Here is a 17,593-nt window from a genome sequence, read left to right as displayed (position 1 = left end):
TGATGATGGTGGTTATGCAGCTGTACCTCTGTGAAAAACCCTCCCAGGCCAAAGACATCGCCGCCGTACTCGGCGCCAAGCGTCGGGGCGACGGCTGCTGGCTGGGAACGGGTGTCACGGTGACCTGGTGCATCGGCCATCTGCTGGAAACCGCACCGCCGGATGCCTATGACGCACGTTACAAGCGTTGGGTGCTGGCAGATCTGCCGATCATTCCCGAAAAATGGAAGATGACCGTCAAACCGCGCACGGCCAGCCAGTACAAGGCGGTCAAACGCTTGCTCGGCGAAGCCAGTGAACTGGTGATTGCCACCGACGCCGATCGTGAGGGCGAGATGATCGCCCGGGAGCTGGTGGAACATTGCCGTTATCGCGGGCCGATCCGGCGGCTGTGGCTGTCGGCGCTGGACGATGCATCGATCCGCAAGGCACTGGCGGCGCTCAAGCCGGGGGCCGAGACGTTCAGCCTTTATCATTCGGCGTTGGGGCGCTCCCGGGCCGACTGGTTGATCGGGATGAACATGAGTCGACTGTTCACCCTGCTGGGGCGTCAGTCCGGCTATCAGGGTGTGTTGCCGGTCGGTCGGGTGCAGACGCCGACCTTGCGCCTGGTGGTGGATCGCGACCGCAGCATTGCCGATTTCGTCCCGGTCGCTTATTGGGCGATCGATGTGCAACTGCTGCACGACGGCACCGCGTTCACCGCCCAATGGCGCGCGGCCTCCGACGCTTGCGATGATCAGGATCGCTGCCTGAATCAAGCCTTGGCGCAACAGGCAGCCTACGCAATGGGCAACGCAGCAAGCGCTCGGGTGATCAAACTGCGCACCGAACGCATGCGCGAAGTCGCGCCTTTGCCGTTCGACCTGGGCACCTTGCAGGAAGTCTGCTCGAAAAAGCTCGGGCTCGGCGCCCAGGAAACCCTCGACATCGCCCAGGCGCTGTATGAAACCCACAAAGTCATTACCTACCCGCGCAGCGACTGCGGCTACCTGCCGCTGAGTCAGCACAGCGAAGCCCCAAGCATTCTTGCTGCGCTGAGGCAGGCCGATCCGGCCCTGAACGCCTTGCACGATCACCTGGAGCCCCTGCGCCGCTCACGGGCCTGGAACGATGCCAAGGTCAGCGCTCACCACGGCATCATCCCCACGGCGGCGGCGAAAAACCTCGACCGCCTGGCAGGCAAACAACGGGCGGTCTACACCCTGATTCGTGCACGTTACCTGGCGCAGTTCCTGCCCAACCATGAATACGACCGGACCCAGGCCGACTTCGACTGCGCCGGTGAAGCCTTGCGCGCGGTGGGCAAGCAGATTGTCGAGCCCGGCTGGAAACGCGCCCTGCCCGAGGCCCTCGCACCCGCCAAGGGCCGCGAAGCACCGGCACCGCAAACACTGCCGGCACTGGCCGAAGGGCGTGACTGCGCGGTGGCCGATGTGAAGCTCAAGGACCTCTGGACCCAGCCGCCCAAACCGTTCACCGAAGGCGATCTGATCAAGGCGATGAAGAACGTCGCCAAACTGGTGGAAGATCCACTGCTCAAGCAAAAGCTCAAGGACACCACCGGCATCGGCACCGAAGCCACACGCGCCTCGATCATCCAGGGCCTGCTGGACCGCGGCTACCTGATCAAGAACGGCAAGGCCCTGGCGGCGACACCGGCAGCGTTCAGCCTGATCGATGCCGTGCCGCGCGCGATTGCCGATCCCGGTACCACGGCGATTTGGGAGCAGGCCCTGGACATGGTGCAGAGCGGTGAAATGAGTCTGGAAGAATTCGTCACCAAACAGGCGGCGTGGATGAGCAAGCAAGTGGCCCGTTGCGCCGGCCTGAACCTGACCATCAGCGGACCGGCAAGCCCGGCCGGGCGTGGCGCCACACCGTGGAAGAACAAACGCAAACCGGCCAAACGCAAGCCTTCGACCGGTGCCAAACGCGTGGCGAAACCGACGGGCAAGGCTTGAGGGCACTTGCAACGAATCGAAACCTGTAGGAGCGTGGCTTGCCCGCGAAGAATTCACCGCGGTTTTTCAGGTATTACGCGTTATCGTTCTTCGCGGGCAAGCCTCGCTCCTACAGGTTTTGCGGCGCATCAGGCAACAGCCCTGCTTTCTGAAAAGGTACGACCATGGAGACAATCAGGAATCAGCCCTCAATAGAACTGCACGCCGCTCAGCGCGACGAACTGGAAACCATCGAGAACCTGATGCAGTTCTACGTGTATGACTTCAGCGAATGGCTGCCACTGAAACTCGGTGAACATGGCCTCTTCAACATCCAGCCCAAACAGGACTACTGGCGAAACCCGGCAACCAGGCCGTTTCTGATCAAGGTCGACGGCGAGCTTGCCGGTTTCGTGACCGTGGATAACGAAACCCATATCGTCGGTGCGGAGCACAACATCGGCTACTTTTTTGTCAGCCGACGCTTTCGTGGCCAAGGCGTCGCGAAGTTTGTCGTCTGCGCCCTCTTGAACCGGCTCCCCGGTCAATGGCAGATTTTCCACATCGATGCCAACCAGCCTGCGCAGCGGTTCTGGGCCAGGGTAATACCTGATCTCACGGGCGGTGAGTTCACCCTGCATCACCTGCCGATCGATGGTTATCCATGCACCGTTTACCGCTTTAAAAGATCGCAGCCTGCGGCAACTCCTACCCCGGCCCCGTAGGAGCGAGGCTTGCCCGCGAAGGCCATCACACGGACAAACTGCTGGACCGCGTCATCGTTCTTCGCGGGCAAGCCTCGCTCCTACGGAAGGCTGCGATCTTGACGATTCCAGCACCGCAAAAGTTCTGCTGGTGCTAGCCACGCCGACTTTCTAATTCCAAAACCACTTTGTCCGACAATATGTAGTGAACAAAAATAATCACTACAAAACCGTTGACGCCTCCGATTTGCCCTTGCATGATGCAGACATCTCCCCGATCGGGAGTACAGGCAACACGTTTGAGCAAGCTCGTCTGACCGCCGAGCTGTTTTTCCCGGATACACGCTGCCCACAAGGCAGATTGAAGAAGCTGACCTGGCCTGAACGTCCAGTACAAAGGACGAGAAGCGCTGGCGATCAATCCTCATGAAGCTTGTGGCCGACCCTGAAAACGTCGGCAGTGGCCTCCAGGTTTTCGCCGCTTCTCTTCGTTGTGACGCTATTGCGTAGCAGTTATTCAACACGACTACATGCAACAGACGCGAGACCCCGTCGTATTGACGGCCGACCGCTGACGTCCTGGTTTCGGTGCCAGGGATCAACTAACCGATGGGCTACTTGTATTAGCGAATCAACTTTGAAAGATCACCAAATGGTCAAGGGGCTTACAATGAATCTGAACAATCAACCTACTATCGATGAACTGGCTCGCTTGTTCGCTGCGCAAAAAGACAGCCAGGACAGCCATATTCTGTGGATCAGCAAATCGGGCCAGGTCCATATCGACTGCCTGTCGCCCCATGCCCACGAAGAAGAGTTCGACCGGAACAACCAGAACCTGCTCGCCCGACTGAAGATGTACCGTCGCGGCCAGGGTTATGTCGGCAAGAAAGCCGCGGCCGACAAAGACTTCATCGGTAATGTGCTGCAAACGCTGAAACAGGCGTGGGCATCGATGCAGAACCAGAACGAAGTTCGGGTGATTGATCGCTTGTATTGATATCCCCCCTCAGTAAAGAAAGAAGGCCCCGCTCGGAGTATCGAGCGGGGCCTTTTCGTTTGTCTCGTGCGCACCAAATAAAGCTATGGTTAACCGTATGCCCTGCTGGATCCCTGGAGGCTTGCGATGAACAAAATCCTGATATTCATAATGTTCGCGATGGCGAATTCTGTCCATGCGAACACCCTCCCTGGCATTCCCTCATTCGATGTGGACTGCCCCGGTAAAGTCGTCGTCCATGCGGATCAGGACGGTCCGGTATTGATCAACAGCAAAGAGGCGGTAACCAAAGCCATCAACGATCGCCACTTCGAAGCCAGGGGTTCGGGCATCACGATCTCGATCATCCTCGCCGATGACGATTCGGTGACCGTGTCCTCCACCGGCAAGGCTCCCAATGGGCTGTGCCAATCAGTGGATGACTGACTTCGCCGACTCGACCGCAGCCGCGCCCAACGCCAGGTCCATAAAGGCCATCGACGCCGCACTGTGATAGTTGTTTTTGCGCCGAAGCAGCGCGGCCCCTCGGTTGGGCGCCGCCCCCTGCAGCGGAATTTTGCGCAATGCCCTCTCCGCAGTGGCGATGGGTTCCGGCAGGATGGTGGCCATCGGCGCGTGACGAATGACCTCCAACAGCGTACTCACCGAGTTCACCTCGATCGCCACTTTGGGCGTGATGTTCTGCTGCCGAAAATACCCGTCGATGGAGGATCGGGTGATGAAGCCCGGCGTCAGCAACGCGAAATCCAATTGCGCCACCTCCTTTGGCGATAACGGGTTCTGGCGCTCGTACAACGGATGACTGCGCCCGACCATCACGCCCAAGGTCTCGACAAATGCCGGCAGGCACTCGATGTCGGGGCTCCTCACCGGGGTAAAGGCAATGGCAATGTCCAGCGAGTCATCGAGCAACCCGGCCTCGATGTCATCCATCGATAACTCGAAAATCTGCAGATGGATGTTCGCAAACTTCGCCACGTAGTCGCGCACCATCGGCCCCACCAGATACGCCATGAACGTTGGCGTCATGGCCAGTCGCAAAGTGCCGCGAGACAAGTCCTTCACGTCATGCAGCGCACGTTTCCCCGCTTCAAGTTCCACGAGTACCCGACGGGCACTTTCGATATAGGCCTGCCCCGCATCGGTCGGCTTGACCGTGCGCGAGGTGCGGTCGAACAGGCTGACGCCGAGGGTTTCCTCCAGTTGCCGGATCTGCTGGGACAGCGTCGGTTGGGAGACGTGCAACGCCTCGGCGGCGCGGGTGAAGCCGCCGTGGTCGGCGACTGCCAGCAAGTAGCGCAAATGTCGGAGCAGCATGGGCACACCATCTATAGGCAGGACTTATGCGAAGTATTGTATATCGGTCTTGGACGCTATGAATCAATCGACCGAAGATGGCTGCACTTTCCAGCCACAACCGATAGGAGTCACACCATGCAACAGTCCCACGCTTACCAGGACCCGAGTCTGGCCCTGACCACTTCGATCCTCGATGCCAAGGCGCGCAGGAATCTGTCCTGGCAGGATTTGACCGATGGCACCGGCCTGGGCCTGGCCTATGTCACCGCCGCCCTGCTCGGCCAGCATCCGCTGCCGGAAGCTGCCGCCAAGGTGATTGGCGAGAAACTCGAACTGGACGCCGACGCCGTGGCCCGCCTGCAGATCATTCCGCTGCGCGGCAGCCTCTCGGGTATCCCGACCGACCCGACCATCTACCGTTTCTACGAAATGATCCAGATCTACGGCACCACGCTCAAAGCCCTGGTTCACGAGCAATTCGGCGACGGCATCATCAGCGCGATCAACTTCAAGCTGGACATGAAGAAAGTTGAAGATCCGGAAGGTGGTTCTCGCGCAGTGATTACCCTGGACGGCAAGTTCCTGCCGTTGCGTCCGTTCTAAGACAATCCAATCAATTAAGACGCAGAACCTGTGGGAGCGTGGCTTGCCCGCGAAGAACGATGACACGTAATACCTGAAAAACCGTGGTGCATTCTTCGCGGGCAAGCCCGCTCCCACAGGTTTTGTGTGTTAACTCACTGGCATTACCCCCCCTCACTCATGCAAGGAAGTCCGCCATGAAAGCGCTCATCGAAGGTTTATTGAAGTTCCAGAAAGAAGCCTTCCCGCAACGTACCGACCTGTTCAAACACCTTGCCACCACCCAGCATCCCGGCACGTTGTTCATCACCTGTTCCGATAGCCGCGTAGTACCGGAATTGCTGACTCAGCAAGAGCCCGGCGAACTGTTCGTGGTGCGCAATGCCGGCAATATCGTGCCCTCGTACAGTCCGCATCCCGGCGGCGTGTCGGCCACGGTCGAATATGCGGTCGCGGTATTGGGCGTGACGGACATCGTGATCTGCGGGCATTCGGACTGTGGCGCCATGACCGCCATCGCCCAGTGCACATGCATGGATCACCTGCCCGCCGTCAGCGGCTGGTTGCAACACGCCGAGTCGGCCAAGGTAATCAATGACTCCCGCCCTCACGCCAGCGACGCAGCCAAGGTGAGTTCGATGGTCCGGGAAAATGTCATCGCCCAACTGGCGAATATCCAGACTCACCCGAGCGTGCGTCTGGCCCAGGAAAAAGGCCTGCTGAATCTGCATGGTTGGGTTTATGACATCGAGACTGGCTCGGTAGATGCGCTGGATGCCAGCCGTCGCAACTTCGTATCGCTGGCCGAGCATCCGGACACCTGTGCCGTTTATGGCCAAGCGGTCGAAGCCGCCTGAAGGTTTGGCGCAGCGTTACAAAATGGGCTGGCACGCGACTACGCCCGTCCATGGCTGCGAACAGGCATGACACTCACTGGATCACCATAGTCATTTGTCGTCTGACGAGGGTGGCCGACGCTCAGTGGTCTCTTCGGCATTCGGTGCTTCTGGAGAATGTCCTGGGGTGAACACGTGAGTGAGCAATTCGCTGGCATCGATGTCAACGACACCAGGAACCGAACGGGCCAGAGCAACAGCCTGCTCACACTGCCTGTGAGTGTTGACGCGGCCGCTCAATGCCACCTTGCCCGCATGGGTTTTGACATGGACATTCAGGCCGAGGGTGGTTTCGGCCAATGCCAGGGCCGACTTCACCCGGGCGGTAATCCACATGTCGTGAACGACCGTTTCCAGACCATGAGAATAATGTTGAAAGGAATGAAGTTTCATGGCGCAACCCTCTCTGACGTAATCAGATGCGCTGTCCGTCCCCACGCAGACACGGACACACATTAAGTATAGTGCGTGCCGTTGCCTGCGGTCGGGGCGACGAAAATCCTGTAGGAGCGAGCGGTGCGGCGATCCGACTTGCCCGCGAAGAACGATGACGCGTAATACCTGAAAACCGCGGTGCATTCTTCGCGGGCAAGCCTCGCTCCCACAGGTTTGCGCGGCTTACGTCTCAGCGCTTGACCGACAGACTGGTCTGCGTCATGCGACTACGGATCGTGAACACACCATCCCCCGAGAGAATCGCGCTGCGCGCAAACAGTCGGCCACTCTCCCAGTTCGAAAGCCCCAGTTCCGGCTTGTTCAGCGCGTACTGTCCATCGACCCAGCGGGTAATCCCGTTGCCGACAAAAGGTGCGTTGACCGCGTTGTAGAAACGCTCCTGCGCCTGGGCATCTTCACTGATCAGCGACACGGTGAATTGCGGGCTGTAGCGGTTGAACAAGACGATGGCCTGCTCCAGGTCGTCGACGATCTTCAAGCTGACTTCCGGGGTTTCTTCCCATTCCCATTCGCGACCCAATTGATCCTCGGGCAGCGGTTCGGTCAACGCTTCGGTCTGATAGCCTTCGGCGCGGTACACCTCGACGCTAGCGCTCTGCCAATCGGCCGGCAAACAGGCCTCGCTCCCCTCGACGATATGCAGCTTGCAGCCCTGGCCCCGAGCGGTACCGGCCTGTTGCAGTGCGTCGAGAAACAGCGGCACCAGTTCGGCAGCGCGATCGCGGTGGATCAGGCACACGTTCAGGGTGTTGCAGACTTTGCGGTCCAGCGAGTTGCGCACCACGGCGGCAAAGCGCTGGGCATCGGCGTCCTTGTCGGCGATCAGCCAGGCGCCACCAGTGCCGTGCAGGCTGACGGCCGTGCCGGCCTGTTGCGCGATGCTGCCCAACTGGCTGACCGCCCGTCCCGACCCACGGGCCACGGCCAATGACAGGCGTCGGTCGGCGAACATCGCCCAACCGGCGGCATGATTGACGCTTTCCACCAGCGAAACTGCTCCGGTCGGCAATCCGGCGTCGGCCAGTGCCGGATTCAATGCATGGGTGACGATGGCCTGGGCGGTGCCCAACGCGTCGCTGCCAATGCGCAGCACTGCGGTGTTACCGGTGCGCAATACACCGGCGGCATCGGCAAAGACATTCGGTCGGCCTTCGAACACGAACGCGACGATGCCCAGCGGCGAGACCACTTGCTCGACTTTCCAGCCGTCGTGCTCGACGCAGCTCACGACCTTGCCGCGAGTGGCCGGTGCATCACGCCAGGCCCGCAGGCCGGCGATCATGTCGCCGCGCATGCGTTCATCGGCCAGCAACCGCGTGGTGGAACGCCCGCGCGCCTTGGCTCGCTCGATGTCGGCCAGGTTGGCGGCTGCAATCAGGGCCCAGCATTCCGGGGTTTCCAAGCGTTGAGCAAAATGATCGAAGAACTCGCTGATGGCGTGATCCGGGACGCCGGACATTGCAGCGAATGCCGATTCCGCGCGCTCGATGGCGACAGCCGCCGCTTGCTGGTCCGCCACCGGGATCAACAACAATTCGCCGCTGACCTGCTCCACCAGCAGATGGTCGCCGGGCTGAAAGCGCGCCGCCAGTTCGGGGCTGACGACAGTGACACGATTACCGGCAAAAGGGATTGGCGTGCCAGCGACTAGACGTTCGAGCGCAAGAGACATGAAACGGTTTCACCATGCAGGAGAGCGGCCAGAAAATGTATAGGAAAATCCATGAAGCGTCATTCACCGGGGCACACTGGCGTTACTTTTTTGCCAGTCGAAACACATCTTGCTCCAGGCGATTGCTCCTCTGTTTGCGCCATCCGGCGTTCGCGTCATAGACCACCAGCAGCAAGGGCTCTTCTACGCCGGCGGTGCTGACAAAGGTCATTCCTTCGGCATGATCGCGACCTTTATCCTCTCCTTGCCCATAAGGAACCTCCAGGGCCGGCGTCAGTTGTTCGCTGAAGACAAAACTTTCGTCTGTTGGTCTGGCGCCGTTGTGCCATCGAAACAAGCTGACAGGCCCGTCGAGGTTCATTGTCGGCCCGGCCAGGATCAACATGTCGTCACCATCGATGCATAAGTCCCTGACGCCGAGTCCATCCAGCTGGAGAAAATGCTTTCGGTATTTGCGCCCCTTGGGCCCGATTTTTTTCAGCGTCAGCGTGTGGACGGCCTTGGGATGGTCTTCGGGTTCGACCTCCAGAACAATGGTCCAGCCCCGCAGCACAGGCCCGCGCAATCCGATAAAAACCCGCTTGCCATTGACCTCGAGGCCTTCGGTATCGAACCCGTTGTCCTTGCCGGGAATGTGCAGAAATGCCCCTATATGCTCGTCGTCCTTGAGTTCATCGAGCAATTCGTTACCCAGTTGATCGCCGGACAATTGGGCGGCAACTCGAGCATCGTTGATGGTGCTCTTTACCAAAGTGAACGTCCCGTTTTCTTCGACCACCGGAATCCGGGCCAAGAGAAAACGATTGCCATCGCGACTGACAGTTGCCAGACGCTCGGCGTTTTTCTTCAGGGACTTGGTGCTATCGGGTTTTTTCCGTTTCAGGCTGTGAGACCCCACAATCCAGAGATAACCCGTGTCGCGGTCGTAGCTCATGCCTTCCAGGTCTGCCTCAACGAATTCTTCGCCAATCGTCGGGATGACCGGCAGCGCCAACAGGGACGCCAACGGGAATTGCTTGTGCTGATCAAACAGAAACTCGCCCGCACCGACGCGCTCACGCAAGGTGAAGCGCTCCAGGCTCAAGGATTCATCATTGGCGACCCACAGGGTGTCGCCAATCTGGACCACGGCAGACAACCCTTTGCGCAAATGAGTGTCCGGGTCATTGAAGACCAGAAGCGCGGAACCGAAATTCACCATGAAGTACCCGCCCCTTGAGTCAAAGAATGCCTGCTTCACGGTAGCGTTCATCGGGCGCTAGTCAAGACAGGTCATCAGAACACCGACCAGCCAATCCGCTGACTCAACAACTCCAGTGCGGCCATGCCAGCGAGGGAGTTGCCGGCAGCGTTCAATTCCGGAGACCAGACGCACACCGTGAATTGCCCCGGCACTACCGCGACGATGCCCCCGCCCACGCCGCTCTTGCCCGGCAGACCGACGCGATAGGCAAAGTTACCGGCTTCGTCATACAGCCCGCTGGTGGCCATGATCGAGTTGACTTGCTGGGTCTGGCGGGCGCTGAGGATCTGGGCGCCGCTGTGTTTGCAGAAACCGTCGTTGGCCAGAAAGCAGAACGTGCGGGCCAGATCCACGCAACTCATGCGTAGCGCGCAATGGCTGAAGTAGCTGCGCAGCACGGCTTCGACGTCGTTATGAAAGTTGCCGAACGATTGCATCAGATAAGCCATGGCCGCGTTGCGCGCACGGTGCTGGTATTCCGACTCGGCGACCTTGCCGTCCACCATGACATTCGGATTACCGGACAAGCGCCGGACAAAATCGCGCATCGACAATGCCGGCGCGGCAAAGCGTGATTGGTTGATGTCGCAAATCACCAACGCGCCGGCGTTGATGAAGGGATTGCGCGGGCGCCCGCGCTCGAACTCCAGCTGCACCAGCGAGTTGAACGGTTGCCCGGACGGCTCGTGGCCCAAACGTTCCCATATCGCTTCGCCGGAATGGTCGATGGCCTGCACCAGGCTGAACACCTTGGAAATACTCTGCACCGAGAACGGCGTGTCGGCGTCTCCAGCACAAAACAACTCGCCGTCATTGCCATACACGGCAATGCCCAACTGATTGGCCGGCACTGTGCCGAGGGCGGGAATGTAGTCAGCCACTTTGCCCTGACCGATCAACGGTCGGACTGCGTCAAGGATCTCGTTCAACAGCGCTTGCATGCCGGGTTCCGAAGTCTCGCCCCATGGGATTGCGGGGACACTGTCGCTAGACGCCGCTGGTCGGGGCTGAATCACAGTTTTGTATGGGAATGTATCTGTCGCGGCCCGGGATACATGAACTTGCGCCGGGCGATCTTTCGGACATACCGCCTATACACCCGGTTGAAAAACTCCTGCTGTCCGCTGACCACCGGCAAAACCGGGTCGGCTCTTGCTCAGGAGTGTCGTCATGATGACCCAAGTTCCCCGTTACCACGGCTGGTCGTTGTTTGGCTTGCTGTCCTTGCTGGTGCTGTTGATGACCGGCCTGATTCTGCTGCTGAACCCGGATCTGGTGGAAGCCACCCGCAGCGCCATTCGCGCTACCGCGCGCACTTCGTTTGCACTGTTTCTTGCCGCGTTCACCGCATCGGCCCTCGCCGTGCTGGTGCCCTCGCCTTTCACCCGTTCGTTGGTGCGCGAACGACGCTTCATCGGCCTGGCCTTCGCGTTTTCCCACCTGGTGCACGCCATCCTGATCTACAGCTATGGCCAACTGAACCCCGAGTTCTGGCCCAGCCGCACCACGGTCGGCAACGTCCCGGGCTCGGTCGGTTACCTGTTCATTCTGCTGATGGCGCTGACCTCGTTCAAAACCACGGCGCGGCTGATCGGCCCCAAACCCTGGAAAGCCCTGCACGTCAGCGGCATGTGGGTGCTCGCGGCGGTGTTCACCTACTCCAACTTCAAACGCATCCCCATGAGCGGGTGGTACGTCCTGCCGTTCGGCCTGATGTTCTCGGCAATCGTCGTTCGGCTGCTGGGCAAGATTGCGTTGAAGTACAAACGATCAACCAGGCATGCGTTATTGACCGAATGAAACCTCAACAACACCAACATTCCCCTGTGGGAGCGGGCTTGCTCGCGAAGAGGGAGTGTCAGTCAACATTGATGTCGCCTGACACACCGCTTTCGCGAGCAAGCCCGCTCCCACAATGAATCCTCGGAGCTCAGCCCATGAATACCTCCCTCTCATCGGCCCTCAAAGGCCTGCACCTGAACCTCGACCGTGCCGGCAGCTGGATCGCCCCCCTGACCTTGCGGGTGTTTCTGGCCTGGGAATTTTTCGAGTCCGGCCTGGAAAAATGGAACGGCCAGAACTGGTTCGCCGACATCCAGAACCGCTTCCCGTTTCCCTTCAACCACATTCCGGCCACGTTGAACTGGGAACTGGCGATGTGGGCCGAATTGATCTGCGCCCTCGCCCTGTTGGTGGGCCTGGGAACGCGGGTTTCGGCGATTATTCTGACCGTGGTCACGATCGTCGCGACTGCTGCCGTTCACTGGCCGGCCGATTGGTCTACATTGAGTGAACTTGCCCAAGGTTATGCCATCAGCAATAAAGGCCATGGCAACTTCAAACTGCCGCTGATCTACCTCGCAGCCCTCATGCCGTTGCTGCTCTCGGGGGCCGGCAAACTCAGCGTGGACGCGCTGTTGGCTCGATACTTCTGGCGGCGCAGTCTGCGCTGATACGCCAGCGTCTCGATAACCTACCCAACTTATGTAAAGGAGCCATCATGAGCGTAACCACCCAATGGATCGAGATCACCAGCACCGAGGGCACCTTCGGCGCTTACCTGGCCATTCCCCACACCGGTAAAGGTCCGGGGATTGTGCTGATTCAGGAAATCTTCGGCGTCAACGAGCACATTCGCTCGGTCGCCGAGCAATACGCCGCCGACGGCTACCTGGTCATCGCGCCGGATCTGTTCTGGCGCCACGGCCACCGGACCGAACTGGGCTACGACGAAGCCGGCTGGAAGCGCGCCGTCGAGTTGATGAACGCCACCGACACCCAAAAAGCGCAGGCCGACATCAAACTGGCCATTGACGCCCTGAAGGCTCATCCGGGGCTGGACGGCAGGATCGCGTCTATCGGTTTCTGCTTCGGTGGCATGCTGTCGTACAACACCGCGGCCAATGGTTTCGTCGACGTGGCGATCGCCTATTACGGCGGCGGCATTCAAAACCAACTGGATCGGGCCGATGAAATCAAGGTGCCGATGCTGATGCACTTCGGCGAACAGGACAGCCACATCCCCATCGACGCCGTGAAGCAAATCGCCGAGCGTTTCGAGTTCAACGATGACGTCGATATCGAGGTGTATCCGGGGGCCGAACACGGCTTCAATTGCTCGCACCGTGACAGCTATGACCAACGGGCGGCGGTCGAGGCACATGGCAATACGTTGCTCTTTTTGAGTCAGAACCTTTAAGGCCTGATCGCCGGGGTTGGCGACATAAACAATCGGTGAGCATTCAATCCCGGAAACCAGCATGGACAACCTCTCAAAACCCAGACCGGCTTCACTGCGTATCCCCACCACGGTCTGGGCCCTGGGTTTTGTCAGCCTGTTCATGGACCTGTCTTCAGAGCTAGTGCACAGCCTGCTGCCGGTGTTTCTGGTCACGACCTTGGGCGCGAGCGCGTTGACCGTCGGGGTGATCGAGGGCATCGCCGAGGCGACCGCGATGCTGACCAAGATCTTCTCCGGCGCCATCAGCGATTTTATCGGCCGGCGCAAAGGCTTGCTGTTGATGGGCTACGGTCTGGCCGCCTTGTCGAAACCGCTCTTTCCCCTCGCGCACTCGGTCGATGTGGTGTTCACCGCGCGTTTTCTGGATCGCATCGGCAAAGGCATCCGTGGCGCGCCGCGAGATGCGCTGGTCGCCGACATCGCCCCCGCCGAAATCCGCGGTGCCTGCTTTGGCTTGCGCCAGTCGATGGACACCGTGGGCGCCATTCTGGGTCCGATTCTGGCCATCGTGCTGATGCTTTGGCTCGGGCAGATCCATCTGGTGTTGTGGTTTGCGGTGATCCCGGCGGTGATATCGGTGGCGCTGATTGTCGGTGGGGTCAAAGAGCCAACCACTGTCGCTGGCGAACGCGCCTTTCGCTCGCCTATCCACTGGAAGGTTCTGCGGGATTTTTCGCGCGATTATTGGTGGGTCGTGATCGTCGGTGGGCTCTTCACACTGGCCCGTTTCAGCGAAGCCTTTCTGGTTTTGAAGGCGCAACAAACAGGTCTGACGGCCACTTGGGTGCCGACGGTGATGGTGGTCATGTCACTGCTTTATGCCGTATCCGCCTACCCTGCCGGCTGGTTGTCCGACCGGATCAGCCGCACCAAAGTGCTGTGTGTCGGCATCGTCCTGCTGATCCTGGCGGACCTGTTATTGGCGCAAGCGGATTCGATCATGACCATGCTGGCGGGCGTGGCCCTGTGGGGTCTGCACATGGGTTTCAGCCAGGGCATTCTCGCGACGCTGATCGCCGACACCGCACCCGAACACCTCAGGGGCACGGCGTTCGGCCTGTTCAATTTGATCAGCGGCGTGTGCCTGTTGATCGCCAGTGTGCTCGCCGGTGCGCTGTGGGAGACCACGGGCTCGGCCAGCACCTTCATCGTCGGGGCGGTGCTGGCGGCTGCGGCGCTGTTGTTGCTGGTGCTGCGCAAGCCCTAGTCCACAGCGGCGGCGAACCCGCGTTGCAAGTCTTCGATCAACGCGTCGACATCTTCCAGGCCGATGTGCAGCCGCAGCACCGGGTTCAATGCACGATCTGCCGCGCTGTTGCGATCCTTGGTATCAGCGACGGTGACCAGGCTTTCATAGCCGCCCCAGGAAGCGCCCAGACCAAACACCTGCAGCGCATCGATAAACCGTTCGACGTACGTGGCGTCGGCCTCGCGCAGTTCGAAGGACAGCAAACCGTTGCTGCCATTGAAGTCCCGCCGCCACAGTGCGTGATGGGGATGATCGGGCAGCGCTGGATGGAACACCCGTTTCACCTGCGGTTGCGCCTGTAGCCATTGAGCGATTTCCAGGGCCTGGCGTTCGTGTACGTCGAGGCGCGGCGCCAGGGTTCGTGCACCTCGCAGCACCAGATAGGCATCGTCGGGACTGACGGCGATGCCAAAGGTGTCGCTCATCGACGACAGTGGCTGCCAGACCTCTTGCCGGGTACAGACGCTGCCCATGACCACATCGCTGTGACCACACAGGTACTTGGTCAACGCCATGATCGAGATGTCCGCGCCCAGGGTCAGCGGCCGGTACAGGTAGCCCGAGCCCCAGGTGTTGTCCACGGCCAGTAGAATGCCGCGCGGTTTGCACAATGCGGCAATGGCCGGCAGGTCGCAGAGTTCATACAACAGCGAGCCGGGCACCTCGGTGTAGACCATTTTGGTATTGGCTTGCAGTTGCGCTTGCAGGCCGCTGCCGTCAGGCGCGAAGTAGCTGACCTGGATGCCGAACGGCTCAAGCAGCTCCCGGGCCAGACGCCGCACGGGCGCGTATACCGCATCGGTGATCAGCACATGATCGCCGGGCCGCAAGTAGGCCAGAAACGTCTGCGCCACGGCCGCCAACCCGGTGCCATACAAGCGCGTGCGATAACCGCCTTCCAGTTCCGTCACCAGATCTTCCAGGGCGAAAGCCGTCGGATTGCCTCGGGCGCCATAGCTCAGAACCCGTTCACTATCACGGCGAGCACGGGCGTCGCGCATTTGCGCCAGGTTGTCGAACAGCACCGTGCTCAAACGAGTGACTGGCACGTTGACCGCCCGACCGCCACTGCCTTTTTCAGTTCGCGCCGAATGCACCAGACGGGTACGAATCCGTGCATCACGGGTGGCTTGAGACTGCGCGCGCAACGGTTTGAGGCTGGCGATTTCGTCTGCGCTCATTTGCGCCAACAAGCCGATTTCCCAAGCCAGATACTGACGCGCCGCGTCTTTGTTGCCCGAATGGCGATCATGGGTGAAGAACAGAAAATCGATGCACTGGTGATCGGGCGGTGTGTTGGCATCCTCCTGCAGCGCAAACCCCGCCGCACGCCAGGCCTCGACACCGCCGTCCAGCAACCGGGTTTGTGTACGCTGAGCATTGGGCAACTCCAGCGTCGCGAAAGCGGCCAGCAGCGGATCATCGGCCAGCAGCACCAGAGGCCGTTGCTCTCCCATCACCTCAGTCGCCAGCAACGAGCGGATCGACCAGCGCGAGCCGGCGATATGACCTTTGCGCCAGGTCATGCTCGGCCGCAGGTCAATCAGTGCCACCGCGTTATCCTTCAGCGCATCGCTCAGGGCCTGCGCCGTGATCACTGGCAACGCTTCGTGTGCGGGGGTCTCCACCGCCGGCAACGCCAGACCGCTACTCACCCCGTCCGCTAGAACATAAGCCTCATGCCCCAACTGCCGAAGCCAACTGGCAATAATCGGTGCCCGCACGCCATCGCTGTCAATCAGCACCACCCGCGCCTGGCGCACGCCGATGTACAGATCGGTGGATTGAATCAGCTGGCCACCCGGCGTGTGTTGCGCGCCCGGCAAACTTCCAGCGGCAAACTCCTCGGCGGTACGCACATCACACAAAAACAGACTGCGTTCGGCCTCCCCGGCCCACTGCTCAACCTGCGCGGTCGCAACGGTTTTCACCCCGGCCCGTTCGGCCAGTTGTGCCGCGGCAAGACGCTGTAGCGGCAAGGTCTTCGATGACACCTCATCGGCATAGCGGCGGGTGCTGCCATGCTCCAGCTGAAGATCTTCCAGATCCCAGCCCTGGGTCCCATTTTCCAAGGCATAGACCGGGTTTTTCAAACCCAGATTGATCAGGGTCTGGGCGCCAATAATGCTGCGGGTTCGACCGGCGCAATTGACCACGATCGGCGTGCTGTCGTCCGGCACCAGATCGTGTACGCGATAGCCCAGTTCGCCATTCGGGCAGCAGACAGAACCGGGGATGGTCATCTTGCGGTATTCGTCGAACGGCCGACCGTCCAGCACCACCAGCGATTCGCCCCGGGCTTGCCATTCGGCCAACTGCCTGGCAGTGACGTGCGGCGTATGACTGACCTCTTCCACTAACTCGCCAAAGGCCTTGGACGGCACGTGCACGCCGGCAAACAGCTGCAGGCCGGCCGCCTGCCAACCGTCGGCACCACCGTCGAGAATATGCACGCGGCCATACCCCAACGCCTGCAGACGCTGAGCGGCGCGGGCCACCACGTCCCCACCGTTCTGGTCATAAATCACCAGCCGCACCTGAGGGTTCGGCGCCAGGCGTCGGACCTCCAATTCCAGGCGACTGTAGGGCAGGTTCACCCCGTGAAACAGATGGGCTTCGCCATATTGGCCATGCTCACGCACATCAAACAGGGCAATTTCCTGCCCGTCGAACAGCCATTGCTGCAGTTGCCCTGGGGTTACGGTCCGATTCATGCGTAAGCCTTGATCGACGGCGCCATTTGCGAGGCGTTGTAGTTGAGGATGCGCCCGTCGGCCTCGACCCCATAACGGCCATTGAGCGATTCCAGCGGCAAACCATAAAGATGGAAATGCAGGGTCGGCTGCTCGCCTTCGACACGGATGCCATGCAGGTCTTCACCGAGGAACGAGATCGATGTGCCAGGCTGCACGATCACTTCTTTTTCCAGGTGCAGGGTCGTGAACCCAGGCCCGCGGCCCTCGTCATCACGGGCATAGACGTAATTGATTTCCTGGCCTTCGACGGCGCTGATGATCGCCCAGGTTTCGTGGTTGTGAGCAATGGTGCTTTTGCCCGGCAACAGCGAGTTGAGGTACAGCGTCGGCGTGTCGCCATCGTCGTTGAGGCGGTAGCGGAACGCGGTGCTGCCCTGCCCCGGCACTGGCGCCGGGAACGCGTCGAAATTGAACAGATCGCGACGCTCGGCCAGGGTTTCGAGCAAGGCGACGATTTGCGTCAACGCAGCGCGGTCGACGCCACGCTGATTGATGATGCGGATTTTCTTGAGGAAATCTTCGATGACGGCGGCACGGTTATCGGTACTCATG

Annotated in this window: 17 protein-coding genes; 10 read left to right on the top strand and 7 right to left on the bottom strand. The window is 60.2% G+C overall.

What is annotated here, in order from left to right:
• Positions 1 to 14 precede the first annotated feature (14 nt).
• From AC1RQB_RS14515 to AC1RQB_RS14500, 4 genes are all read left to right on the top strand, one after another.
• Positions 15 to 1,964, top strand: coding sequence for a DNA topoisomerase III (locus AC1RQB_RS14515; protein ID WP_063343953.1), 1,950 nt, complete (start codon positions 15 to 17; stop codon positions 1,962 to 1,964).
• Positions 1,965 to 2,128: 164 nt separating this feature from the next.
• Entirely contained in the window at positions 2,129 to 2,668 is a 540-nt protein-coding gene (locus AC1RQB_RS14510) for a GNAT family N-acetyltransferase (protein ID WP_063343378.1), read from the top strand.
• Between the two features lie 649 nt (positions 2,669 to 3,317).
• Entirely contained in the window at positions 3,318 to 3,647 is a 330-nt protein-coding gene (locus tag AC1RQB_RS14505; RefSeq protein ID WP_008072022.1) for a hypothetical protein, read from the top strand.
• Between the two features lie 126 nt (positions 3,648 to 3,773).
• Positions 3,774 to 4,073 (top strand): hypothetical protein, encoded by a 300-nt coding sequence (locus AC1RQB_RS14500; RefSeq protein ID WP_063343377.1) that lies wholly within the window; start codon positions 3,774 to 3,776, stop codon positions 4,071 to 4,073.
• On the opposite strand, the gene cynR is transcribed toward AC1RQB_RS14500, so the two are convergent.
• Entirely contained in the window at positions 4,059 to 4,964 is a 906-nt protein-coding gene (gene cynR, locus AC1RQB_RS14495) for a transcriptional regulator CynR (protein WP_063343376.1), read from the bottom strand. The genes AC1RQB_RS14500 and cynR overlap by 15 nt on opposite strands.
• Before the next feature lie 117 nt (positions 4,965 to 5,081).
• On the opposite strand from cynR, the gene cynS reads away from it, so the two are divergent.
• Together cynS and AC1RQB_RS14485 are read left to right on the top strand one after the other, a co-directional pair.
• A complete protein-coding gene (gene cynS, locus AC1RQB_RS14490) occupies positions 5,082 to 5,549 on the top strand; it encodes a cyanase (RefSeq protein ID WP_008072016.1) in 468 nt (155 codons plus the stop codon).
• A gap of 176 nt (positions 5,550 to 5,725) precedes the next feature.
• Positions 5,726 to 6,385, top strand: a complete 660-nt coding sequence (locus AC1RQB_RS14485; RefSeq protein ID WP_008072014.1) for a carbonic anhydrase — start codon at positions 5,726 to 5,728, stop codon at positions 6,383 to 6,385.
• Positions 6,386 to 6,475: 90 nt separating this feature from the next.
• On the opposite strand, the gene AC1RQB_RS14480 is transcribed toward AC1RQB_RS14485, so the two are convergent.
• From AC1RQB_RS14480 to glsB, 4 genes are all read right to left on the bottom strand, one after another.
• Entirely contained in the window at positions 6,476 to 6,817 is a 342-nt protein-coding gene (locus AC1RQB_RS14480; protein ID WP_063343375.1) for a BON domain-containing protein, read from the bottom strand.
• Positions 6,818 to 7,049: 232 nt separating this feature from the next.
• Positions 7,050 to 8,552: an aldehyde dehydrogenase family protein gene (locus tag AC1RQB_RS14475; protein ID WP_063343374.1), complete on the bottom strand. Its 1,503-nt coding sequence runs from the start codon at positions 8,550 to 8,552 to the stop codon at positions 7,050 to 7,052.
• 82 nt (positions 8,553 to 8,634) lie between these two features.
• Positions 8,635 to 9,753: a DUF3616 domain-containing protein gene (locus AC1RQB_RS14470; RefSeq protein ID WP_063343373.1), complete on the bottom strand. Its 1,119-nt coding sequence runs from the start codon at positions 9,751 to 9,753 to the stop codon at positions 8,635 to 8,637.
• A gap of 74 nt (positions 9,754 to 9,827) precedes the next feature.
• Positions 9,828 to 10,736: a glutaminase B gene (gene glsB / locus AC1RQB_RS14465; protein ID WP_008072010.1), complete on the bottom strand. Its 909-nt coding sequence runs from the start codon at positions 10,734 to 10,736 to the stop codon at positions 9,828 to 9,830.
• 229 nt (positions 10,737 to 10,965) lie between these two features.
• Here glsB and AC1RQB_RS14460 point away from each other — a divergent pair, with 229 nt between their 5' ends.
• From AC1RQB_RS14460 to AC1RQB_RS14445, 4 genes are all read left to right on the top strand, one after another.
• Positions 10,966 to 11,595: a ferric reductase-like transmembrane domain-containing protein gene (locus AC1RQB_RS14460; RefSeq protein ID WP_063343372.1), complete on the top strand. Its 630-nt coding sequence runs from the start codon at positions 10,966 to 10,968 to the stop codon at positions 11,593 to 11,595.
• Between the two features lie 137 nt (positions 11,596 to 11,732).
• Positions 11,733 to 12,248, top strand: a complete 516-nt coding sequence (locus AC1RQB_RS14455) for an HvfX family Cu-binding RiPP maturation protein (protein WP_063343371.1) — start codon at positions 11,733 to 11,735, stop codon at positions 12,246 to 12,248.
• A 47-nt stretch (positions 12,249 to 12,295) separates the two neighbouring features.
• A complete protein-coding gene (locus AC1RQB_RS14450) occupies positions 12,296 to 12,994 on the top strand; it encodes a dienelactone hydrolase family protein (protein WP_008072007.1) in 699 nt (232 codons plus the stop codon).
• A 61-nt stretch (positions 12,995 to 13,055) separates the two neighbouring features.
• The gene (locus AC1RQB_RS14445; protein ID WP_063343370.1) at positions 13,056 to 14,243 is read left to right on the top strand and encodes an MFS transporter; all 1,188 of its coding nucleotides are present in this window, start codon (positions 13,056 to 13,058) and stop codon (positions 14,241 to 14,243) included.
• Here AC1RQB_RS14445 and metC read toward each other — a convergent pair.
• Together metC and AC1RQB_RS14435 are read right to left on the bottom strand one after the other, a co-directional pair.
• Positions 14,240 to 16,999, bottom strand: coding sequence for a cystathionine beta-lyase (gene metC / locus AC1RQB_RS14440; RefSeq protein WP_063343369.1), 2,760 nt, complete (start codon positions 16,997 to 16,999; stop codon positions 14,240 to 14,242). The genes AC1RQB_RS14445 and metC overlap by 4 nt on opposite strands.
• Positions 16,996 to 17,592 (bottom strand): cysteine dioxygenase family protein, encoded by a 597-nt coding sequence (locus AC1RQB_RS14435; RefSeq protein ID WP_063343368.1) that lies wholly within the window; start codon positions 17,590 to 17,592, stop codon positions 16,996 to 16,998. Before AC1RQB_RS14435 ends, metC begins: the two co-directional genes overlap by 4 nt.
• Between the last annotated feature and the right edge of the window lies 1 nt (position 17,593).

Source organism: Pseudomonas sp. GW822-FHT02E03, assembly GCF_058802325.1.
This window is presented reverse-complemented; position numbering and strand designations above follow the sequence as displayed.